Source organism: Haemophilus parainfluenzae (assembly GCF_900638025.1).
Taxonomy (GTDB): Bacteria; Pseudomonadota; Gammaproteobacteria; order Enterobacterales; family Pasteurellaceae; genus Haemophilus_D; species Haemophilus_D parainfluenzae_J.
In genome coordinates, this window is the sequence record NZ_LR134481.1 from 59,086 (window position 1) to 83,302 (window position 24,217).

21 protein-coding genes are annotated in these 24,217 nt (G+C 39.3%); 13 read left to right on the top strand and 8 right to left on the bottom strand.

The window, feature by feature from the left end:
• Positions 1-148: 148 nt before the first annotated feature.
• On the bottom strand, positions 149-1,939 hold the full coding sequence (locus tag EL215_RS00310) for an ABC transporter ATP-binding protein/permease (protein WP_126469459.1): 1,791 nt from the start codon (positions 1,937-1,939) through the stop codon (positions 149-151).
• A gap of 164 nt (positions 1,940-2,103) precedes the next feature.
• On the opposite strand from EL215_RS00310, the gene EL215_RS00315 reads away from it, so the two are divergent.
• The 10 genes from EL215_RS00315 (at position 2,104) to lipA (ending at position 11,980) form a co-directional block, all read left to right on the top strand.
• A complete protein-coding gene (locus EL215_RS00315; protein WP_126469461.1) occupies positions 2,104-3,756 on the top strand; it encodes a putative transporter in 1,653 nt (550 codons plus the stop codon).
• A 158-nt stretch (positions 3,757-3,914) separates the two neighbouring features.
• Positions 3,915-4,223, top strand: coding sequence for a ribosome silencing factor (gene rsfS, locus EL215_RS00320; RefSeq protein WP_126469463.1), 309 nt, complete (start codon positions 3,915-3,917; stop codon positions 4,221-4,223).
• A 39-nt stretch (positions 4,224-4,262) separates the two neighbouring features.
• Positions 4,263-4,730, top strand: a complete 468-nt coding sequence (gene rlmH / locus EL215_RS00325) for a 23S rRNA (pseudouridine(1915)-N(3))-methyltransferase RlmH (RefSeq protein WP_049357712.1) — start codon at positions 4,263-4,265, stop codon at positions 4,728-4,730.
• A 15-nt stretch (positions 4,731-4,745) separates the two neighbouring features.
• Positions 4,746-6,728, top strand: coding sequence for a penicillin-binding protein 2 (gene mrdA, locus EL215_RS00330; RefSeq protein WP_126469465.1), 1,983 nt, complete (start codon positions 4,746-4,748; stop codon positions 6,726-6,728).
• Positions 6,728-7,843 (top strand): rod shape-determining protein RodA, encoded by a 1,116-nt coding sequence (rodA, locus tag EL215_RS00335; RefSeq protein WP_126469467.1) that lies wholly within the window; start codon positions 6,728-6,730, stop codon positions 7,841-7,843. The genes mrdA and rodA overlap by 1 nt, the downstream gene beginning before the upstream one ends.
• Positions 7,844-7,896: 53 nt before the next feature.
• A complete protein-coding gene (locus tag EL215_RS00340) occupies positions 7,897-8,610 on the top strand; it encodes a septal ring lytic transglycosylase RlpA family protein (RefSeq protein ID WP_126469469.1) in 714 nt (237 codons plus the stop codon).
• 130 nt (positions 8,611-8,740) lie between these two features.
• The gene (locus EL215_RS00345; protein WP_126469471.1) at positions 8,741-9,928 is read left to right on the top strand and encodes a serine hydrolase; all 1,188 of its coding nucleotides are present in this window, start codon (positions 8,741-8,743) and stop codon (positions 9,926-9,928) included.
• Between the two features lie 106 nt (positions 9,929-10,034).
• Entirely contained in the window at positions 10,035-10,313 is a 279-nt protein-coding gene (gene ybeD, locus EL215_RS00350; protein WP_049357706.1) for a DUF493 family protein YbeD, read from the top strand.
• 1 nt (position 10,314) lies between these two features.
• Positions 10,315-10,956, top strand: a complete 642-nt coding sequence (gene lipB / locus EL215_RS00355; RefSeq protein ID WP_126469473.1) for a lipoyl(octanoyl) transferase LipB — start codon at positions 10,315-10,317, stop codon at positions 10,954-10,956.
• A gap of 61 nt (positions 10,957-11,017) precedes the next feature.
• On the top strand, positions 11,018-11,980 hold the full coding sequence (lipA, locus tag EL215_RS00360; RefSeq protein WP_049357702.1) for a lipoyl synthase: 963 nt from the start codon (positions 11,018-11,020) through the stop codon (positions 11,978-11,980).
• A gap of 69 nt (positions 11,981-12,049) precedes the next feature.
• Here the strand turns inward: lipA and EL215_RS00365 are convergent, their stop codons facing one another.
• The 6 genes from EL215_RS00365 to EL215_RS00390 form a co-directional block, all read right to left on the bottom strand.
• A complete protein-coding gene (locus tag EL215_RS00365; protein ID WP_126469475.1) occupies positions 12,050-14,074 on the bottom strand; it encodes a hypothetical protein in 2,025 nt (674 codons plus the stop codon).
• Positions 14,075-14,171: 97 nt separating this feature from the next.
• A complete protein-coding gene (gene adk / locus EL215_RS00370) occupies positions 14,172-14,816 on the bottom strand; it encodes an adenylate kinase (RefSeq protein WP_126469477.1) in 645 nt (214 codons plus the stop codon).
• Positions 14,817-14,914: 98 nt separating this feature from the next.
• Positions 14,915-16,189: an MFS transporter gene (locus EL215_RS00375; RefSeq protein ID WP_049357698.1), complete on the bottom strand. Its 1,275-nt coding sequence runs from the start codon at positions 16,187-16,189 to the stop codon at positions 14,915-14,917.
• 80 nt (positions 16,190-16,269) lie between these two features.
• The gene (gene galE, locus EL215_RS00380) at positions 16,270-17,286 is read right to left on the bottom strand and encodes a UDP-glucose 4-epimerase GalE (protein WP_005700019.1); all 1,017 of its coding nucleotides are present in this window, start codon (positions 17,284-17,286) and stop codon (positions 16,270-16,272) included.
• A gap of 510 nt (positions 17,287-17,796) precedes the next feature.
• Positions 17,797-18,624, bottom strand: a complete 828-nt coding sequence (gene fghA, locus EL215_RS00385) for an S-formylglutathione hydrolase (protein WP_126469479.1) — start codon at positions 18,622-18,624, stop codon at positions 17,797-17,799.
• Positions 18,625-18,632: 8 nt separating this feature from the next.
• Positions 18,633-19,742, bottom strand: coding sequence for an S-(hydroxymethyl)glutathione dehydrogenase/class III alcohol dehydrogenase (locus EL215_RS00390; RefSeq protein WP_197721751.1), 1,110 nt, complete (start codon positions 19,740-19,742; stop codon positions 18,633-18,635).
• A 148-nt stretch (positions 19,743-19,890) separates the two neighbouring features.
• Between EL215_RS00390 and EL215_RS00395 the strand changes: the two genes are divergently transcribed.
• Positions 19,891-20,298 (top strand): MerR family transcriptional regulator, encoded by a 408-nt coding sequence (locus tag EL215_RS00395; RefSeq protein WP_007526955.1) that lies wholly within the window; start codon positions 19,891-19,893, stop codon positions 20,296-20,298.
• A gap of 115 nt (positions 20,299-20,413) precedes the next feature.
• Here EL215_RS00395 and EL215_RS00400 read toward each other — a convergent pair whose 3' ends face one another.
• On the bottom strand, positions 20,414-20,944 hold the full coding sequence (locus EL215_RS00400; RefSeq protein WP_005695476.1) for an inorganic diphosphatase: 531 nt from the start codon (positions 20,942-20,944) through the stop codon (positions 20,414-20,416).
• 203 nt (positions 20,945-21,147) lie between these two features.
• Between EL215_RS00400 and EL215_RS00405 the strand changes: the two genes are divergently transcribed.
• Both EL215_RS00405 and yegQ read left to right on the top strand, forming a co-directional pair.
• On the top strand, positions 21,148-22,464 hold the full coding sequence (locus EL215_RS00405) for an NCS2 family permease (protein ID WP_126469483.1): 1,317 nt from the start codon (positions 21,148-21,150) through the stop codon (positions 22,462-22,464).
• A 178-nt stretch (positions 22,465-22,642) separates the two neighbouring features.
• A complete protein-coding gene (gene yegQ / locus EL215_RS00410) occupies positions 22,643-24,022 on the top strand; it encodes a prephenate-dependent tRNA uridine(34) hydroxylase TrhP (protein WP_126469485.1) in 1,380 nt (459 codons plus the stop codon).
• Positions 24,023-24,217 lie beyond the last annotated feature (195 nt).

Consider the following 24,217-nt stretch of genomic DNA (forward strand, 5'->3'; position numbering starts at 1 on the left):
AGTAAAAAATCACTCATTTCTGAGCATAGAAAAAATTGTGCTAAATGTACCAAAAAATCGAGCTTGATAACAGGATTTTTTAGCTTGCTCATTAAAGCTTATATCGCTATTTTCGAGTAAGATAAATATGGCCGATTTAAAATATACCCTATTTAAGATCTTGGTTAGTGAATTGCCACTTACTATTATCTAAAATAACTAACTGTTGCTGATGGAAAGCTTGTAAGGTTGAACGGTGTCCTACACTGATAATCGTTGTATTAGGTAAACGTTCTTTTAATAGACGATACATCGTATCTTCTAGGCCCTCATCCATACTTGCAGTCGCTTCATCTAGGAACGCCACTGTCGGTTTATGCAATAACAAACGAGCAAACGCCAAACGTTGTTGCTCTCCAAGTGAAAGAATACGTGTCCAATCTTGCTCGCGATCTAAACGATCTTGTAAATGCCCTAAAGACACTTGTTTTAATATCTCAATCATCTCATCACGATTAAAGACCTTTTCTTCATTCGGATAAGCCAATGCAGTCAATAAACTGCCTTGTGGTAAATAAGGTTTTTGCGATAAGAAAAGCTGATGGATTGGACAATATACATCCCCTTCAGAATATGCCCAAAGCCCTGCCACCGTTCTCAACAACGTGGTTTTACCCACGCCTGAATTACCTTGAATTAATACCGTTGAACCTTGTGGCAGTGTCAAATTTAAATTTTCAATTAAGGTTTTTCCAAATGGATTACTAATGGTTAAATTCTTAAAGATTACATCAGTTTCATGTTGGTGTAAATTCGACGTAGATTGACGATTCGCCATATCAATCGCATAACTAAAGCCCGTTAAACGATCTAATGTGGCTTTGTATCCGGCAAAACCATCGTAAGAATTACGGAAGAACGAAAGATTTGAATGTAACTTGCCAAATACTTGTAGCGTTTGCATAAGATCGCCGAGTTTAATTTGCTTCTCGAAATAACGTCCCACTTGAATGAGTAAAGGGAATACGACCGAAACTTGGCTAACCACTAGGTTAAAACCAGAGAATTTTAAGGTTCGATAAACAATATCCCACATGTTATTGATCACCGATCCGAATTGTTTATAAAGTTGGCTACTCTCAACTTTCTCACCCGCATAAAATGCCACACTTTCTGCATATTCTTTGATACGAATTAAAGAATAACGATAGTTAGCGTTTAAGCGTTCGTTGACAAAATTCAACATAATTAATGGACGTCCTAAACGGAATGCAATCGCAGTAGTAATAATCACATAAGCAAACACCAAGAACACCATCATGCGTGGAATTTCACTCCCAAATACCATTATTGGTCCCGCTAATCCCCACAATAAGATCGTGTAAGAAATCATCGAGGTAACAGCATCAATCACACCAGTGCTTAAGGAAAGCGAGGTTCTAACATAAGATTGCACATCTTGTTGAATACGTTGGTCAGGGTTATCTAAGTTAACGGAAACATACTGGGTTTTATAGTACGCTCGCTTATCCATCCATTTATCCACCAACTGACTATTCAACCATTCAATCCAATTAATAGAAAAACGTTGTTCTAAATAATAACTAAGCAATGCAGTCATGACAGAGCTTGTCGCAATCACACAGAACAGCACCATTTGATTCCAAAATACCGATTCATTAAATTCCTGTAAGGAGGTGTACATATTGTTATACCACTCGGAATGCACCAAGCTAATACGCACACTGACCAATGTCATCGCCACAATTAACAAGAAAAATAGCAAAGGTTTGATACTTCGACGAGGTGAAAGATAACCTCCCGCAAATTGCCAAAATTGTTTGCCCCAGTGGGTAAAACGGACTAATAAGAATATACCAAAGCTAAACACAACAGTCGTCATCGCTAGTGTTTTTACTATCCATAAAAGCGAATTAATGGCCTCTTGAGCGTAATCCATAATCAACCTATAAAATCAAAAAAGTGCGGTCATTTTAGGCGGTGTTTATTTTTAAGCAAGAAAAAATGTGATGGAGATAACATTTTTGACTTTGTTACAAGCGGGTAGGAAATCAAATTGTTATAATCCAAAATAGTTAAATTTTTAATAAATTAGAGGTAAATATGAGTGAAACGGCAATAACCATCGGTTTACTCGCCCTCGTAGCCATAATAGGTCTATGGATTGGGCACTTTAAAGTTAAGGGTGTCGGCCTAGGTATTGGCGGCGTATTATTTGGCGGTATTTTAGTGGCGCATTTTACAACACAATATGATATTAAGTTGGATAGCCACACATTACATTTTGTACAAGAATTCGGCTTAATTCTATTTGTTTATACGATTGGCATTCAAGTGGGGCCTGGCTTTTTTGCTTCTTTAAGGAAATCAGGATTAGCCTTAAATGGTCTAGGGATCTTAATCGTTGTACTCGGTGCATTAGTCACCATTCTAATTTACAAACTTGCCGATATTCCACTTGACGTGGTACTGGGTATTTACTCTGGTGCAGTCACCAATACGCCATCTCTCGGTGCAGGTCAACAAATCCTTTCTGAATTAGGTATGACGCAAACCACATCTACCATGGGCATGGCCTATGCAATGGCCTATCCTTTTGGAATTTGTGGTATTTTGCTTTCTATGTGGCTAATTCGTCTCTTTTTTAAAATTAAATTGGATGACGAAGCTGAAAACTTCGAAAAAGAAAGTGGTCACGATAAAGAAGCGCTCAAAAGCATATCTCTAAAAATCACTAATACCAATCTCAATGGTATCCATTTGATTGAGATCCCTGGTTTTGACGATGAAGATGTCGTTTGTTCTCGCTTAAAACGAGGTGAATTAGTCATTGTGCCAAAAGCGGATACCGATGTTCAACTTGGTGACATTTTGCATTTAGTTGGCAATCCTGAAGGCTTGAAAAAAATGCATCTCATTATCGGGGAAGAAGTCGATGTGCCAGTCGCAAGCTTGAGTGGTGAAATTCGTTCTGAACGCGTTGTGGTTACCAATGAAAAAGTATTAGGTAAACAAATTCGCCATCTCGGCATCCATAAAAAATATGGTGTAGTGATTTCACGCTTAAATCGTGCGGGTGTGGAATTAGTACCGACTTCCCATACAGCCCTTCAATTCGGCGACGTATTACACATGGTGGGTAAAACTGACATTCTCAACCAGGCCATTTCAGTGATTGGGAACGCTAAACAGAAACTGTTACAAGTACAAATGTTACCCGTATTTATTGGGATTGGCTTAGGGGTGTTACTCGGCTCTATTCCTTTCTATATTCCAGGCTTTCCTGTGGCATTAAAATTAGGGCTAGCGGGAGGCCCATTAGTTGTCGCATTAATCCTTGCTCGAATTGGCTCTATCGGTAAACTCTATTGGTTTATGCCTCCAAGTGCAAACTTGGCATTGCGCGAAATTGGTATAGTACTCTTTCTCGCTGTAGTCGGCTTAAAATCTGGCGGTAGTTTTGTGGATACACTCACCAATGGTTCAGGCCTTGAATGGATGGGCTACGGTATTTTTATCACTCTCGTACCATTAATGATTACTGGCATCATTGCCCGTTTATATGCCAAATTAAATTACCTTTCACTTTGTGGTTTATTGGCGGGTTCGATGACAGATCCTCCAGCACTCGCTTTCGCCAACGAACTTAAAGAGGGAAATGGTGCAGCTGCACTCTCCTATGCTACAGTTTATCCTCTCACTATGTTCTTACGGATCGTTTCACCACAATTGTTAGCGATTCTTTTATGGGTTTGATATTCTTCTGACTTGGGGCAGAATAACTGCCCCAATATTTATACTAAGTGACTAAGTGCTATTTCAAACATAAAACAATTCAAATAAATCGCCCCTAAGTCTACCCCTTTCTCTCATTCAATGATAGAATTCCTCGCTTTACTTCAATAGGAAAATAAATGTCATTAGTTGAATTTGTAATTGATAAACTCGATGATTTGAAAGGCTCGGAAATCGTGCATTTTGATGTAAAAGCTAAATCATCGATTACTGAAAATATGATTATTTGTACTGGCGCATCTAGCCGTCAAGTCTCTGCTATGGCGAACAACCTTATCGCAGAATGTAAAAAAGCGGGTTATGAAACCTTTGGTGAAGAAGGACGCAATACAGCTGATTGGATCGTGGTCGATCTCGGTCAAACCATCGTGCACATCATGCAACGTGATGCGCGTGAGATGTATCAGTTAGAAAAACTTTGGGCATAAAGTGCGGTCAATTTTGACTGTCTTTTAAAAGGGAAAAGGATGAAAATCACATTAATCGCTGTGGGCACAAAAATGCCAGCTTGGGTGACAACTGGATTTGAAGAATACCAACGTCGTTTTCCTAAAGATATGCCTTTTGAACTGATTGAAATTCCTGCTGGAAAGCGTAGCAAAAATGCAGATATTAAACGCATCTTAGAACAAGAAGGCAAAGCAATGCTAGCGGCTTGTGGAAAAAGCAAAGTGGTGACATTAGATATCCCTGGAAAACCTTGGTCTACACCTCAGCTTGCTGAGCAATTAGAAGGCTGGAAAAATGATGGTCGTGATGTGTGCTTGCTTATTGGCGGACCTGAAGGCTTATCTCCTGAATGCAAAGCTGCGGCAGAACAAAGCTGGTCACTTTCTCCGCTCACCATGCCACATCCATTAGTGCGTGTTGTGGTGGCAGAAAGCTTATACCGCGCTTGGTCGCTAACCACAAATCATCCTTATCACAGAGAATAACGTGTTACATAACCGATGAATTTAAAGAAATTCTTTGCTGCCCCAAGCCATGATGCGATCCGTGATAAAAAAGCCGAACGGAATTTATTTGCACGTCGCACATTGGTCGCATTCGTTGGTATTTTAGCTCTAAGTAGTGTGTTATTTGCCAACATTTACCATCTTCAGGTGATAAATTACGAAACATATCAAACTCGCTCTAACGGCAATCGCATTAAATTACTTCCATTGCCGCCTACTCGCGGATTAATTTATGACCGTTATGGTGAATTACTGGCGGAGAATCTCACCTTTTTCGGCTTATATATCGTACCAGAGAAAACGGAGAATTTAGACCGTACTTTTGATGAGTTGCGCTATATTGTCGGACTCACAGACGAGGACATTGAACATTTCAAGAAAGAGCGCCGCCGCGGTACTCGCTATACACCCATTTTACTCAAACAAAACTTAACGGAAGAACAAATTGCCCGTTTTGCTGTGAATCAATATAAATATCCAAGCCTTGATATTCGCCCCTATTTCAAACGAAATTACCTGTACGGCGAAGCGATGACTCATATTTTAGGCTATGTTGGACGCATCAATGACCGAGATGTTGAACGCCTGAAAAAAGAAGAAAAATTCGCTAATTACTCTGGCTCGACAGATATGGGAAAACTGGGTATTGAACGTTATTACGAAGAGCAACTCCATGGCTCGACGGGCTTTGAAGAGGTTGAAATTAATAACCGTGGCAAAGTTATTCGTAAATTGCGAGAACAACCAGCTACTGCGGGTAAAAGTATTCATCTGACTATCGATTTAGCTCTACAACGCTATATTATGACATTACTGTCAGGGCAAAAAGGCGCGGTTGTCGTACTGGATCCGAAAGATAACAGTGTACTAGCGATGGTTTCTACACCAAGTTACGACAATAATTTATTTGTAGATGGTATATCCTCTAACGATTACAAGCGTTTATTAGATGACCCAGCTCGCCCACTTTACAGTCGTGCAACACAAGGAGTTTACCCCCCAGCCTCCACAGTAAAACCATTTGTTGCTGTTGCTGCGCTAACAGAAGGTGTAATTACAACCAATACCACTATCTTTGATCCAGGTTATTGGACATTACCCAATTCAACAAAACGTTTCCGAGATTGGAAAAAATCAGGACACGGTTATACGGACTTAAATAAAGCGATTACTGAATCATCAGATACTTTCTTCTATCAAACCGCCTTTAACTTAGGTATTGATCGTTTTTCTATGTGGATGAAACGTTTTGGGTTTGGTATGCCAACAGGTATTGAAATTCAAGAAGAAGCCACGGCCAATATGCCGAGTAAAGAATGGAAACAAAAACGTTACAAAAAACCTTGGGTGCAGGGCGATACAATCTCGGTGGGGATTGGTCAGGGGTATTGGACGACGACACCATTACAAGTGGCAAAAGCAACCTCTATTGTGGTCAATAACGGCAAAATTCATACACCACATTTAATGAAATTAGTTGAAGGCGCCACCATTGAGCCATATCAAGATCCACTTTTATATGAAGATATTACCGATCCGAAACAAGCTTATTGGGATGCAGCTAAGCGTGGTATGTTCAATGTGGTGAATTCAGGTGCAGGGACGGGGCGAAAAGCCTTTATCGGCACCAACTACCATGTAGCCGGAAAATCTGGTACGGCACAGGTTTTCAGTTTAAAAGAAAACCAAAAATATAATGCTGCAGGGTTAAAAAAGGAATTGCATGACCATGCTTGGTTCACCGCTTATGCACCCTACGAAGATCCAAAATTGGTTGTTACGATTATTTTAGAAAATGCCGGTGGTGGCTCAAGTAATGCAGCGCCAATTGTGCGTCAAATTATGGATTTCTACTTGAATAAACGCTTGCCACAAATTGAGCGTCAAGAAAATGCTGGAAAAGAGAAAAAGACGACCCAAACTGATTTAGATGCGCTAGCGCTAGCACTAGAACCTCAACCAAGTGAGAATGAATAATGGAAGAAAAAGTACCTTTATGCTTGCGATTATGGCAACGTTTACATATTGATTTCTTATTATTTATTGGGCTCGTTGCTATTACGGCTTACGGTATGCTTGTGCTTTATAGTGCATCAGGTGCCAGCGAAGTGATGTTTCAAAATCGCATTATTCAAGTCATATTAGGCTTTACTGTCATGATCATTATGGCACAGCTACCCCCAGAATTTTATCAACGTCTGGCACCTTATTTATATTTGATGGGTTTTATTATGCTAATTTTGGTTGATGCTATCGGTACCACAAGTAAAGGAGCTCAACGTTGGTTAGATCTCGGATTTATTCGCTTTCAGCCTTCTGAAATTGTAAAGCTCGCAGTACCATTAATGGTTGCCGTCTATTTGGGTAACCGTCCATTACCCCCTAAAATGAGCGAGACTTTCATTGCTATCGCAATAATTATCATACCTACCTTACTTGTAGCCATTCAACCAGACCTAGGTACATCAATTCTCGTTAGTGCATCAGGCTTATTCGTGGTATTTTTAGCCGGGATGAGTTGGTGGCTTATTATTTCTACTATACTTGGTTTAGCAGCCTTTATTCCCATCATGTGGATCTATTTAATGCATGACTACCAACGCATGCGTGTATTGACCTTACTTGATCCAGAAAAAGATCCGCTTGGAGCAGGTTACCACATTTTGCAATCTAAAATTGCCATCGGTTCAGGCGGTATATCTGGAAAGGGGTGGATGCAAGGAACACAATCCCAATTAGAATTTTTGCCTGAACCGCACACTGATTTTATTTTTGCCGTAATGAGTGAAGAGCATGGAATGATTGGTTTCCTTATTTTGATGGCGATTTATTTATTTATTATTATCCGTGGATTAATGATTGCAGTTAATGCAGAAACTTCTTTCGGGCGTATTCTTGCTGGAGCAACCACACTGATTTTCTTTGTTTATATCTTTGTAAATATTGGCATGGTAAGTGGCATTTTACCTGTTGTAGGAGTACCTTTACCACTCTTTAGCTACGGCGGAACTTCATATGTCGCTATCATGGCAAGTTTCGGTTTAGTGATGTCTATCCATACGCATAAACCTCGTTTTATGAAAGGGAACTAATTTCTCTTTTAGCTTTCTTATAAAGAATACGGATAATATTGAAAGTAATAAGTATGATATTTAAAAACTTTTTAAAAACGACCGCTCTTTTCACCATGGTCATTAGCTCAAGCCTCTCCGCTTTTGCCGATACTAAAAAAATGTATGGTATCCAAGGCGATTCATTATCAATTGCCACAACCATTCAAACACCGAAAAGCTACCAAGTGAATGGTAAAACCTACACTACACAAGGTGATGAAGCAAAATCTTACTCCAAAGAAGGAATGGCAAGTTACTACCATCATAAATTTAATGGACAGAAAACTGCGAATGGTGAACACTATGATTCAACAGGTTATACGGCTGCCCATAAAACCTTACCATTAAATTCATATGCAGTAGTAACAAACTTACGAAACAACCGTAAAGTTATTGTTCGAATTAATGATCGCGGTCCGTTTAGTCAGAAACGCATCATCGACTTATCACATTCTGCAGCAAAAGAATTAGGTATTATATCCCGAGGAACTGGACAAGTGAGAATTGAAGCTCTCCATGTTAATCGCAAAGGACTAATTTCAGGCGCAGGCGTAAAAACACTTGCTAAGCATGCGAAAACAAAAGAAGCAATTCGTCGCTTGGTATCAAATAAACATAAAAAGGAAAAAAAATCACAACTCAAACATCACAAAGAATGTAAAAATTGCCTCAAAACTAAAACGACTCATTCTATCGCACAAAAAAAAAGCAAAAAACACGAACATAAAGCTCGTATTAAACGATAAGATTTATTTTATTGTATTCACGAAGTAAGCTATAACGCTTAGCAATTAAGCAAAAAATGATAAAAACACCTAATAAATTATCATTCATCATTTATACTTATAGACCGAATAGACTATTAAAGGAAAAACTATGTTAAAACAATCTACTAAATTGAAAAAACTTGCCTTACTCACTGCATTAATGGCAACTTCAACATTTGTAGCAGCTGAAGATATTCAATACGGTATTGCTATACCCGAAATAAATGCCCAAACCTATATTTTAATGGATTATAATTCTGGAGCCGTATTATCATCACTGAATCCAGATCAACGTCAATATCCAGCCTCATTAACCAAAATGATGACTAGCTATGTGATTGGCGAAGCTTTAAAGCAAGGTAAAATTCATAATGAAGATATGGTCACTATTGGCGAAAGTGCTTGGGGTAGAAACTTCCCTGATTCTTCAAAAATGTTCTTAAATTTAAATCAACAAGTATCCGTCGGTGATTTAAACAAAGGGATTATCATTGTTTCAGGTAATGATGCTTGTGTAGCAGTGGCAGAACATATTTCTGGTACCGTTGCGAACTTTGTTGATACTATGAATAAATACGTGCAACAATTTGGCTTAAAAAATACCCATTTCACTACACCACACGGTTTAGATGATCCAAACCAATATTCAACTGCTCGTGATATGGCGATTATTGGTGCACATATTATCCGCGATTTACCTGAAGAATATAAAATCTATTCAGAAAAAGAATTTACTTTTAATAAAATTAAACAGCCTAACCGTAATGGTCTATTATGGGATAAAAGCCTTAATGTAGATGGCATGAAAACGGGTCACACAAGCCAAGCTGGCTATAATCTCGTTGCTTCTGCAACAAACGCAAGCAATATGCGTTTGATTTCTGTTGTCATGGGCGTACCAACCTATAAAGGTCGTGAAGTAGAAAGTAAAAAACTCTTACAATGGGGTTTTGCTAACTTTGAAACCTTAAAAACCTACAAAGCCAATGAAGAAATTTCAACACAATCGGTTTACTACGGTGATAAAGGAGAGGTAAAAGTTGGTGTATTACAAGATGGATTTATTACCGTACCCAAAGGCAAACAAGCTGACTTAAAAGCACGTTACGAATTAGATAACAAATACTTACAAGCACCTTTAGCAAAAGGCCAAGTGGTGGGTAAAATCATTTATCAATTAGATGGTAAAGATGTCGCAACCGTGAGTCTTCAAGCATTAGAAGATGTGCAAGAAGGCGGCTTCTTAGGTAAAGGTTGGGACTGGTTAGTGTTAACGGTTAAAGGACTATTTGATTAAACACCTTGAAAACTAACCGCACTTCCCCATTTATATTTCATCAACAAATTCATAAGGTGTGAATTTAACCGATTATCACACCTTATCTTTAAATTAAGGAAACAAAATGGCAAACGAAAATGATTATGAAAAACTGAAAGAATTAATGGAATTTCCTGCTACAATGACTTTTAAAGTAACAGGCATTAATCGCGAAAATTTAGCACAGGACCTTATTGCAGTGGTACAAAAATACTTACCGGGTGATTATATTCCAAAAGAAAAACGCAGCAGTAAGGGCACTTATAATTCTGTTTCAATTGATATTGTGGCACAAAACTTTGAGCAAATAGAAACACTTTATAAAGAGCTTGCTAAAGTTGAAGGCGTCAAAATGGTTATCTAAAATGAATAAAACTGATTTAATTGTCCGTCAATTAGGTTTGCAAGATTATCAGGAAATTTGGCATAAAATGCAGGAATTCACCGATAATCGAAATACAGAAACGACTGATGAAATTTGGTTAGTTGAGCATCATCCTGTTTTCACTCAAGGCCAAGCTGGCAAACCAGAACACTTATTACAACGTAGTAATATTCCTGTTGTTCAATCCGATCGCGGCGGTCAAATTACTTATCATGGCCCAGGCCAGCAGGTGATGTATGTGCTCATTGATATTAAACGTCATGAACATTTAAATGTCCGTCAATTAGTGACTGCACTTGAACAATCTGTCGTGAAAACCCTCGCAGACTATGGTATTAAAGGTTATCCAAAACCCGATGCACCAGGCGTATATATTGACGGCAAAAAAATCTGTTCATTAGGTTTACGCATTCGCAAAGGCTGTTCTTTCCACGGTTTAGCATTTAATATCAATATGGATCTCAATCCTTTCCATTATATTAATCCTTGTGGCTATGCAGGGCTTGAAATGTGTCAGCTTGCTGACTTTATTGGTAAAGAAGAGGCGACAATTGACAAGGTTTCCCCCAAATTAATTAAACACTTTGCCAAACTTTTGGGCTATAATGTTACAAATTTATAACATTCACTTTTATAACATATAAAAAATGCCTAAATCAGGCATTTTTCTTTAGGAAAGAACAATGTCAACGCCTTTTAAAATGGAACGCGGTGTGAAATACCGCGATGCTGCTAAAACATCAATTATCCCTGTTAAAAATATCGATCCTAACCAAGAATTATTGAAAAAGCCGGAATGGATGAAGATCAAATTACCGTCTAGCTCATTAAAGATCGAAACGATTAAAAACGGGATGCGTCGTCATGGCCTACATTCGGTATGCGAAGAAGCGTCTTGCCCAAATTTACACGAATGCTTTAACCATGGCACAGCAACCTTTATGATTCTAGGCGCAATTTGTACTCGTCGCTGCCCTTTCTGTGACGTTGCACATGGTAAACCCTTATCGCCAGATCCTGATGAACCACGTAAATTAGCTGAAACCATCCAAGATATGAAGTTGAAATATGTGGTGATTACCTCTGTTGACCGCGATGATTTACCTGATCGTGGTGCGGGTCATTTTGCTGAATGTGTAAAAGAAGTACGCGCATTAAACCCTGGTATTAAAATTGAGATTTTAGTGCCTGATTTCCGTGGTCGGATTACGCAAGCCTTAGAAAAATTAAAAGATAATCCACCAGATGTGTTCAACCACAACTTGGAAAATGTGCCACGCTTATATAAAGAAATTCGTCCTGGTGCTGATTATCAATGGTCTTTAAAATTACTTCATGATTTCAAAGAAATGTTCCCAAATATCCCAACGAAATCGGGCTTAATGGTTGGGTTGGGTGAAACCAATGAAGAAATCCTTGAAGTGATGGAAGACTTACGCGCAAATGGCGTAACCATGCTTACGCTTGGTCAATATCTCCAACCAAGTCGCCATCACTTACCGGTTGCCCGCTATGTGCCACCAGCAGAGTTTGATGAATTCCGTGATAAAGCCAACGCAATGGGTTTTGAACACGCAGCTTGTGGCCCATTTGTTCGCTCCTCCTATCATGCCGATTTACAAGCAAGTGGTGGATTAGTGAAGTAATCAAAACAGCTAAAAAAATGACCGCACATTGAATTTCAAGTGCGGTCATTTTTTATGTCATCCTTTCAACTAGTCAGTTACGGCGGGCTTCCCTTCTTCCCCCTCGTCAGTTTCCATCATGCTTTCTTGACGAAGGTCTTCAAGGGTACGACCATTAATTAAGTAGCCATTTTCTGTTTTTTCCACTCTAGAAACGTAATTATCACCTTCTTCTACAAATTCTCGGTGAAGTTTTCCATCATGTTTCACAAAGCTACTTAAATATTGCCAAAAGTATGAATTTTCCTTAATGGCTAAGGCTTTTTCATTTTGATCATCAAACAACATTTTATTTAATGTCAGATTAAATGTGCCTTCAATATTATCAGGAATCATATCTGATGAATCATCTTCTGGCACTTGAGGCACAATACCACTGACTTCCAATTTAACTGGATAAGCATTGGTTTCAGGATAAGTATTTAAATTGAAATTTAACGTTGCATTATCAACAATTAAATCAAGCTCTTTCCAGGAGTTTTTAATGTATTTCTCAAATGTTGCTGACGTTAAATGCGTGTTACACAATGCACCATAAAAAGGTGCTGAACAAAATCTTGCTGATAAATGCGCTTTGCTATGATTAACTTTAAATGGCGCATCCACAGATAATTTTTCAAATTGGAAACCTGCACTTGGATAACCAATTTTATTCGCAGACAATGTGATATGCTCATTATATTGGTCATTGTCTAATGTTTCCGTCTTATCACTGGCTGATATGTTATCAAGCACTAAATCGGCCATATTAAATGATTTTAATGCTGCCTCAATATTGGTTTTACCACTAAACTCTTTCACCCATTTATCTTTGGCATTTAAGAAATCTTTATTGTCTTTTGCCGAAGCCTCTTTCTCAGCAAACGCATCTAATAAAAACGGTACAAACGCCAGTTCATTTGCCACATTGTAATCATCTAACTGAATATTAACCTTACCTCCTTTGGCTTCCCATTTACGTTCTTCCTCGGCAGGCGTTTGCTTCACACTTTCAACATTCAGTTTAAAATCCACATTGGCTTTAGTTAAATTCGTATTCGCCAACTTAAGTTCAAGACCTGCATTTTCTAAGTTAAAGTAAGGTTGATTATTTTTAGGCACATTAACAGAAAGCACAGATAACGAACTATCAAAACGATCGTTTTGTGTAAAAATTTTTGTTAACAAATTGACGCCATCTTTAATGCTTAATGAACCATCACTTAATTTTTTAAATTCATGATGAAAATTGATCGAACTTGGCACACCGTTTTGCTTAACGAATAAATTTAAACCACCTGCTGTTGCTTGACTTTCTTCTGTTGTGCGGCTTTTATTGGCTACGCGCAAAATATCACTGCTGAATTTTGTGCTCAGATCACGTTTATCTGCCTCGCCTGGTTTTACATCAAAATGGTAAGTCGCATTTTTAAGATAAATATGTGTATTTTCACCATTTAACAACGCTAATTCGGCATTTTTCGCGGTTAATTCTATACTTGATAGGTCATACTGATTTGCACCGACAGGCACTAGATGAGCTTCACCTTCAATTTGTTCCAGTTTAGTGTCTTTATCGTAATTAAAACCACTAAGGGTTGTTTTTAGCTCAACTTCTTTATTTTTTAAGAAATTAAGACCGATAGAAAGGTTTTGGGACTTATTCGCAAAATCACGGAATTCCGTCAAAATATCAGACTGTAAATAATCCCCTACTGGAGAAAATTTACTGTTAATTGTATTTTTATCAATCGTGATATTTAATGTTTTATTTAATTGACGAACTAATTGATCGGATAACTGTGACTCAGCCGTAATAAAGAAAAGCAATGCGGTAAGCTTTGTTGAAATCACACTCGTGTTTTTCGACTCACTATTTTTTACGCTAAAGATTAACTCACGAATAAAAAAGTTTTTCGCAGTTTGTGTCACGTTTAATGTTGCTTGATTATCCAAAGAGTAAGGGAAATTTTTTAATACCTGATCGATTTTGTGATTAGTATAAAATTGTGCGCCGATCCCAAGTGCCACTGCGATAGCCGAAATCGTCAATGTTATTGTTTTTTTCTTGCTCATAACGTCCCCAAATACGATCTCTATTTACAATCTTGAAATTCTTTTAAAAAATTAACCGCACTTTTCTCTTCAAAGTGCGGTCAGTTTCCTGCCTATTTTAGCCTAAGATTTTATCTAATTCTTGGCTTACAGCTTCCACTTTTTGAGTACCATCTAAACGGAAATATTGCGTATTACCTGCTTTTGCTTCAGCTTGGTAATAATCAATTAATGGACTGGTTTGTTTGTGGTAAACCGCTAAACGATCTAATACAGTTTCTGGTTTATCATCTGCACGGATAATTAAATCTTCACCCGTTACATCATCTTTACCTTCCACTTTTGGTGGGTTATAAACGATGTGGTAAGAACGACCCGATGCTTGGTGTACACGACGACCACTCATACGTTCAACGATCACTTCATCCGGCACATCAAACTCTAAAACGTAATCAATTTTCACGCCAGAATCTTTTAATGCATCTGCTTGTGGAATCGTACGTGGGAAACCATCTAATAAGAAACCATTTGCACAATCTGGTTGAGAAATACGATCTTTTACTAACGCCACGGTTAATTCATCCGGTACTAATTTCCCTTCATCCATTAATGCTTTTGCTTGTTTGCCTAATTTTGTACCTGCTTTAATCACTGCACGGAACATATCCCCTGTTGAAATTTGTGGAATGCCAAACTTGTTCATAATAAATTGTGCTTGCGTGCCTTTTCCTGCACCAGGAGCACCTAAAAGAATAATTTTCATACGAATCTCCAATAAATAATAGACCTGTTTAAAATACCGTTAAAGCCTTGTTTGGTCAAATGATTTTGCTGTTAATTTTGACCGCACTTTATTTTATTTTAAGCTTTTTTATTTTCTTTTTCATTCCACGGAGCAACCCAGAATAAACAAATCATTCCTGGGATAGCGAGGAATAAACAAATCCAGAAAAAATGATAGTAGCCCACTGCTTTAACCAAGTAGCCCGATAACATACCAAGTCCTTTACTGGGTAAAGCAGAAAGGCTGGTAAATAAAGCTAACTGAGTGGCGGTATAAAGCGGATTCGTTTCGCGAGCCATAAAGGCGACAAAGGCGGCAGTACCGAGACCGACACCGATATATTCACCCGCAATCACGAAACCTAATTTCCAAAGTTCTGCAACGCCGATATGGTCAAAATGCCCAAATGCAGCCAACCAAATAAATCCACCAATAGTAATCAATTGGATAAAACCAAATACCCATAATGCGCGGTTAATGCCTAGGCGTAACATAATTACGCCACCGACGAGACCGGCAGAGATACTTGCCCAAAGAGAGGTACTTTTTACCACCAACGCAATATGCTCTTTTTCAAAGCCTATGTCATAGACAAATTTCGTTTGTAACGTAGTGGCAAATGAATCACCAAATTTATACAAGAACAAAAAGAGTAAAAAACCGATGGCTTGGGCGACGCCTTTACGTTGGAAGAACTCTTTCAAGGGTATCCAAAACACCCTATAGAAAGGTTGATCACGATCAACCTGTGCAATGTTTGGTTCTTTCGCTAAAAAGAGCGTCATAAATATGCCCGCCAGCATACAAAGTGCGGTCAATAAAAAGACAGTTTCCCATGGATAAATTGTCGCTAAATAAAGCGATAGCCCCCCAGGAATTAAGCCTGCAACACGATAAGCATTAATGTGGATGGTGTTTCCCAATCCTAATTCATTATCGGTCAAAATTTCACGACGGTAAGCATCGAGCACAATATCTTGTGTCGCAGAGAAAAAGGCAATAAATGTGGCAATTTTAGCCACTGTACTTAACTCTGCCACGGGATCAAACTGACTAATCGCATAAAGCGAAATCAGCAAAATCACTTGAGAAATCAATAACCAACTACGACGACGCCCTAAAAAATGTGGGAAATAGCGATCTAATAACGGTGCCCATAAAAACTTCAAACCATATGGCACCATCACCCCAGTCAAGGCACCGATTAATTCAACAGAAAGCCCTTTATCTGTCAGCCACACTGGCAACATTTGCAATAACACGAAAAGTGGTAAACCCGAACTAAATCCAGTGAAGACACAGATCAGCATTTTTCGGGTAAATATTTGACTGGAAAGGGATTGTTCTGACATAAAGTGTGGTTATTTTTGAGCGTATTTTATCTGATTAAAATAGTAAGGGCGGAATGATACTCCGCCCAACAAAAGTGAGATTAATCTCTGTATCCTTTAGGATTATTTTTTTGCCAATTCCAGGTGTCTTTCATCATTTGCTCAAGACCACGTTCTGCTGTCCAATTTAACTCTTTCGCAGCAAGACTTGGATCGGAATAGCATGTTGCAATATCACCAGGACGACGTGCCACAAGACGATACGGAATTTCGATATTGTTCGCTTGCTCAAACGCTTTCACCATATCAAGCACAGAATAACCGGTACCTGTACCTAAGTTATAAATGTGTAAACCTGCGTCATTTTCATGGCGATTTAATGCTTTTAAGTGACCAATCGCTAAATCCACCACGTGGATATAATCACGTACACCTGTGCCGTCATGAGTATCATAATCGCTACCAAACACCGAAAGTTGCGGTAATTTACCGATCGCAACTTGGCTGATGTAAGGCAATAGATTATTTGGAATGCCATTTGGATCTTCACCAATCAAGCCGCTTGCGTGAGCGCCTACTGGATTGAAATAACGTAAAATCGTCATACTAAATTGTGGTTCAGCTTTCGCAACATCAGTCAGAATTTGCTCCACCATGTATTTAGATGTACCGTAAGGGTTGGTTGTACCGCCTACTTTGCAGTCTTCTGTAATTGGAATAATTTCCGGATCACCATAAACTGTTGCGGATGAACTAAATACAAAATTCCACACGCCTGCTTTTTTCATTTCTTGAATCAAAACAATCGTGCCTGATACGTTATTCATATAGTATTCAGCTGGTTTTTGGACACTTTCACCCACAGCTTTTAAACCCGCAAAATGGATGACCGATTGAATGCTATTCTCAGCAAAGATTTTTTGTAATAAAGCACGATCTAAAATATCGCCTTCATAAAATTTCACGTCTTTACCGGTAATTTCTTTGACTCGTTCTAAAGATTTTGGGGAGGAATTGCATAAATTATCCAATACCACCACTTCTTTATTTGCATTTAATAATTCCACTACGGTGTGTGAACCGATATAGCCGGCTCCACCTGTTACTAAAATCGCCATGGGTTGCTCCTTAATCATTTTGTTCGCAGATTATAACATTGATTTCTGCGATAGATAAATTTATCCCCTTTCTTGACCGCACTTTTTTACTTATATAGCACCATAATCAAGAGACAAAGTTAAGCTAGGCATCTTCTAACAAAAATCGGCCAGGAACAAAGATTAGATAACATTCTTTTTAAACTTAAAAAATAGCGTCTTTTGGGATGTTATACAGTGAGTCCAGAATATCTGTATTATGATGTAATCTAACCGCTGAGGAGGTGTTCAGGTAAATTGAGATACCCCTAGTTCAAAATAAGATCTTCGTGATGTTAGAAATAGAAATTGACAATTTATTGTTTGAACACGCTGATTTTATTTAGTTATAAAAAATCTGCACCTTAATCAGTTGGTAATTTGGTCCAACTTTTGAGGTACAGATCAAGGTTATATGCCTTTTAAACTTATTAAAATGAAAAATTAACATTCATTCCAATGTTTGAATGATTCACGAATCACTTCTTTGGCCTACTTCAAAAATGCCGCATGATACGCAATATGCTCACCAATAAAACTGGCGATGAAGTAATAGCTATGATCGTAGCCTTTATGGAAGCGCACATCGACCGGTTGATTTGCCGCACGACAGGTTTCGATAAAATCTTCGGTGCGTAATTGTGTTAGCAAGAACTCATCTTCTAAGCCCTGATCAATGCGCATACCTTGCACTTTATAACCTTGTTGAATGAGCGAGCTGGCATCATATTGCTGCCATTTTTCACGATCTTCGCCTAAATAAGCAGTAAAGGCTTTTTCTCCCCAAGGCACGAGGCTTGGCGATAAAATAGGCGAAAAGGCAGAAACACTTTGATAACGTTCGTGGTTTCGTAGTGCCAATACCAATGCGCCGTGTCCGCCCATTGAATGTCCCATAATAGAACGTTTGCCGTTGGTAGAGAAATTTGCTTCAATTAAAGTAGGCAATTCATTCAAGATATAATCATACATCTGATAATTCGTCGCCCAAGGCTGCTCGGTCGCATTAAGATAAAAGCCCGCACCTTGCCCTAAATCGTAAGCCGCATCGTTCGGCACTTGCTCTCCACGAGGGCTAGTATCAGGGGCAACCACAATCACTTGATGTTCTGCTGCATAACGCTGAAAGCCTGATTTGGTAATGAAATTTTGTTCAGTACAAGTTAAGCCAGAAAGCCAATAAATCACACCAAGCGGTCGATTTTCCGGATTATTTGGCAAATAGATGGCAAATTTCATTTCGCATTGAAGCGTTTGGGCATCATGTGCCCAAACTTGTTGCAAACCGCCAAAAATTTGATGTTGTTCAATCAGTTTCATAGCGTACCTTAGTAATGAATAACAGTGCGGATCGATTTACCTTCGTGCATTAACTCAAAGGCTTCATTGATTTGATCGAGTGTCATTGTGTGGGTCACAAACGGTTCTAACTGGATGTCGCCTTTCATTGAATCTTCTACCATTTTCGGCAGTTCAGAACGACCTTTCACGCCACCAAACGCTGAACCTTTCCAAACACGGCCTGTGACCAACTGGAACGGGCGCGTTGAAATTTCTTGTCCTGCACCTGCTACGCCGATGATAATGGATTGTCCCCAACCACGGTGTGCACTTTCTAATGCTTGACGCATTACGTTTACGTTGCCGATACATTCAAAGGTATGGTCAATGCCCCATTTGTTGATGTCTAACAACACATCTTTAATCGGTTTATCGTAATCATTCGGATTTAAACAATCCGTTGCACCAAACTGTTTTGCCAACTCAAATTTTGCAGGATTGGTATCAATAGCAATAATACGACCCGCTTTAGCTTGACGAGCACCTTGTACCACCGCTAAACCAATCGCTCCCAAGCCAAACACCGCAACAGAGTCGCCTTCTTGCACTTTTGCTGTGTTATGCACCGCACCAATACCTGTGGTAACGCCGCAACCAAGTAAACATACTTGTTCATGATTTGCTTCTGGGTTAATTTTCGCCAGTGACACTTCTGCAACAACAGAATATTCACTAAAGGTCGAACAGCCCATATAATGATAAATTGGCTGACCTTGATAAGAAAAACGCGTCGTGCCGTCCGGCATTAAACCTTTACCTTGCGTATCACGCACTGAGACGCATAAGTTGGTTTTACCTGAACGACAAAATTCACATTCGCCACATTCTGCAGTGTAAAGTGGAATCACGTGATCACCTGGTTTTACGCTTAACACACCTTCGCCCACAGCAACAACCACACCGGCACCTTCGTGCCCAAGGACCACTGGGAATACGCCTTCAGGATCACTTCCTGATAACGTAAATGCATCAGTATGACACACGCCAGTGTGAGTGTTGCGGATTAATACTTCGCCTTTGCGAGGCATTTCTACATCGATTTCTATAATTTGTAAAGGTTGATTTGGCGCAAATGCGACCGCCGCACGAGATTTGATCGTTGAGTTGATTTGTTTAATTTCCATTGTTTTTCCTCTTAATTCATTGACAAAGTGGCCTTGCCTAAGCAAGATAGCCACAGTTTACACTTTAGAGTTCACTCTAAGGCAAGCGTTTTTTGCAACTTTTTATTTGGAAGGAAGGGAAATGACTTACACCACCGCTAAAGCTGCCGAAAAAATCGGTATCTCCGCCCACACTTTACGTTTTTATGACAAAGAAGGCTTATTGCCTAACGTTGGGCGCGATGAACACGGCAATCGCCGTTTTACTGATAACGACTTGCAATGGTTGAGTTTATTACAATGCTTGAAAAATACAGGAATGAGCTTAAAAGACATCAAACGCTTCGCTGAATGTACCACCATTGGCGACGATACCATTGACGAACGCCTAGCACTATTTGAAAGCCAAACGGAAAATGTGAAGTGTCAAATTGCTGAATTAAAACGCTATTTAAACTTGCTAGAATACAAGTTAGCATTTTATCAAAAAGCCAAAGCATTAGGCTCGGTGGAAGCCGTGAATTTGCCGCAGATTCCTGAAACGACTTAAGTTAGATATTGAGTTTAACTTTTTGGGCTGGGCAAAATTGACCGCACTTTCTTATATTTCTAGATAAATAAAAAAGGCATCAATCTGATGCCTTTTAATTCATTAACATGAAAAATTAACGTTCATTCCAACGTTTGATTGATTCACGAATCACTTCTTTCGCTTCTTCTACATCACCCCAGTGAGTCACTTTCGTTGAACCTGGTTTTTTCAATGCTTTATAGTTGTTGAAGTGGAATTCAATTTGTTTGATTAATTGTGCAGGTACATCTGCAAGGCTGTTATATGCATTGCCGGTATCGCGGTCATCTGCTGGCACACAAACGATTTTATCGTCCACTTCGCCATCATCAACGAATTTCATTACACCGATTACTTTTGCTTCAAGGAATACACCTGTCGCAAGTGGTTGGCGAGTTAATAATAAAACATCTAACTCATCGCCATCTTCGTCTAAAGTTTGTGGAATGAAACCATAGTTAGTTGGTTTTGCGAAGATCGCTGGCTCAACACGGTCTAATTGGAATGCCGCAACTTTACGGTTCCATTCGATTTTGTGGCAGCTACCTTCTGGAATTTCATTTACCACATTGATAATGCCGGCATCTACATCGCCTGGCGTTAAAATTTGATTAAAATCAGCCATTATTTTTCCTTTTTTTGATTACGTTAAAAACTTTCAGAGTATAGCAGTTTTTAGTCGATAAAAAAATATGCGAAAAACATCCTCAAAACTGACCGCACTTTCCCGCCAGCCTAGCAAAAAAACGATTGCGCAAACGTTTACTTTTGAGTGATTTACTATAAAATAGCACGTCTTTTTTTTTGATTATTAACCTAGGGGACTTTATGTCAAGTTTAGAAAAAACCTTTGAACTCAACAAACGCGGTTCAACGGTTCGTCAAGAAATCATTGCGGGTTTAACCACCTTCTTAGCCATGGTATATTCCGTAATTGTTGTGCCTAAAATGCTTGGTGATGCAGGCTTTCCCGCTGAATCCGTGTTTATCGCAACCTGTTTAGTGGCGGGTCTTGGTTCGATTTTAATTGGCTTTTGGGCAAATGCGCCAATGGCGATCGGCTGTGCTATTTCATTAACCGCTTTCACCGCGTTTAGCTTAGTGATTGGTCAACATGTTTCTATTCCTGTGGCATTAGGTGCCGTATTCCTCATGGGTTTGGTGTTCACCTTAATTTCGGCAACAGGTATTCGTTCATGGATTTTACGTAACCTGCCATCAAGTATCGCGCACGGTGCAGGGATCGGGATCGGCTTATTCTTACTTTTAATCGCCGCAAACGGCGTAGGCTTAGTGGTCGGCAACCAAGCGGGTTTACCGGTTAAGTTAGGTGATTTCACCTCGTTCCCTGTGATGATGTCCTTAATCGGCCTTGCATTCATTATCGGCTTAGAAAAAATGAAAGTGAAAGGCGGGATTTTATGGGTCATCATCGCCATTACTATCGTAGGTTTAATCTTCGATTCAAACGTAACATTCAATGGACAGATCTTCAAAATGCCAACCTTTGGTGAAAACTCACTTTTCTTACAATTAGATTTGCAAGGTGCATTACAACCAGCCATTTTACCCATTGTCTTTGCGTTAGTGATGACCGCCGTATTTGATGCAACAGGTACGATTCGTGCCGTTGCAGGTCAAGCTGATTTATTAGATAAAGACGGACAAATCATCAACGGTGGTAAAGCCTTAACCTCTGACTCTGTAAGTAGCTTATTCTCAGGTTTATTTGGTACTGCTCCAGCAGCCGTTTATATCGAATCTGCAGCAGGTACAGCCGCAGGCGGTAAAACGGGTATCACCGCTATCGTAGTCGGCGTATTATTCTTATTAATGTTATTCTTCCAACCACTTGCATTCTTAGTGCCTGGTTATGCAACTGCACCGGCGTTAATGTATGTGGGCTTATTAATGCTAAGCAATGTGAGCAAATTAGACTTCGATGATTTCGTGGGCGCAATGAGCGGCTTAGTTTGCGCGGTATTCATCGTGCTCACCGCAAATATCGTAACCGGTATCATGCTTGGCTTTGCAGCGTTAGTGATTGGTCGTATCGTGAGTGGCGATGTGAAAAAACTCAACATCGGTACAATTATCATCGCCATTGTACTTGTCGCCTTCTATGCTGGCGGCTGGGCGATTTAATTAAATACAATCTTGATAAGGCGAACGAATGGTTCGCCTTTTTATTTTTAACCTAAAAAACAATCGAAAAACCAACCGCACTTTTACTTTACAAATCCCTAAATCCGCCTAAAATACAGGCCTTTGATACGGCTTGCCAAAAGCAAGCTACTGACCTGAAATCAGACAAGAGAATATTATGACAACCCCATTTAAACCTGAATTACTCTCCCCTGCGGGCTCCCTTAAAAACATGCGCTACGCCTTTGCTTATGGCGCAGATGCCGTTTATGCAGGCCAACCTCGTTACAGCTTACGTGTACGTAACAATGAATTTAATCATGCCAATTTAAAAATCGGGATCGATGAAGCCCATGCACTTGGCAAAAAATTCTATGTGGTCGTAAACATTGCACCGCACAACTCCAAACTCAAAACCTTTATTAAAGATTTACAACCTGTGATCGACATGGGCCCTGATGCCTTAATTATGTCTGACCCAGGCTTAATTATGTTGGTGCGTGAAAACTTCCCGGATATTGATATTCACCTTTCTGTACAAGCGAATGCAGTAAACTGGGCAACGGTAAAATTCTGGAAACAAATGGGGTTAACTCGTGTGATTTTATCGCGTGAATTATCCATTGAAGAGATCGCTGAAATTCGCCAACATGTGCCAGATATCGAACTCGAAATTTTCGTACATGGTGCGTTATGTATGGCATATTCTGGCCGTTGCTTGCTTTCTGGCTATATCAACAAACGCGACCCAAACCAAGGTACTTGCACGAATGCTTGCCGTTGGGAATACAAAATGGAAGAAGGCACGACGGATGAAGTAGGCAACATCGTACCGAAAATCGATCCCGCTCAACAAATCGAAGTTAAAAATGTCGCGCCAACCTTAGGTGAAGGTGCAGTAACGGATAAAGTCTTCCTTTATACCGAATCACAAAAGCCAGATGAGCAAATGACGGCGTTTGAAGATGAGCACGGCACCTACTTTATGAACTCAAAAGATCTTCGTGCCGTACAACACGTGGAAAAATTGACCGCACTTGGTGTGCATTCTTTAAAAATTGAAGGTCGAACTAAATCATTCTATTACTGTGCAAGAACCGCACAGGTTTACCGCAAAGCCATTGACGATGCAGCAGCGGGAAAACCATTTGATGAAAGCCTAATGGATACGTTGGAATCCCTTGCGCATCGTGGTTATACCGAAGGTTTCTTACGTCGCCATACGCACGATGAATACCAAAATTACGAATACGGCTACTCTATTTCTGAACGCCAACAATTTGTCGGTGAATTTACCGGTAAACGTAATGAACAAGGTATGGCTGAAGTAGCAGTGAAAAACAAATTCTTGCTTGGTGATGAAGTGGAAATGATGACGCCACAGGGCAACATCATCTTTAAGATTGAAAAAATGCTCAATCGCAAAAACGAAAATGTGGAAGCTGCACTTGGCGATGGTCACTTTGTCTTTTTAGATGTGCCACAAGACGTCCAACTTGATTATGCATTGTTGATGCGTAACTTGGTCAACACCAACACGCGCAATCCACATTATTGATTTGTTAAAAAATTGTTGCATTTGTTAATGAATGAACTATAATGTACCCCATACCTGATTTGTTAATTCACAACTCATAGTATGACTCCAAATATTTTGCCCTTTCACCTTTTTGAAAGGGCTTTTTTTATGTCTTAACAACACACTCCAAAATTATATAAAACACTTCATTCTTAAAATTAATTAACTTCATAT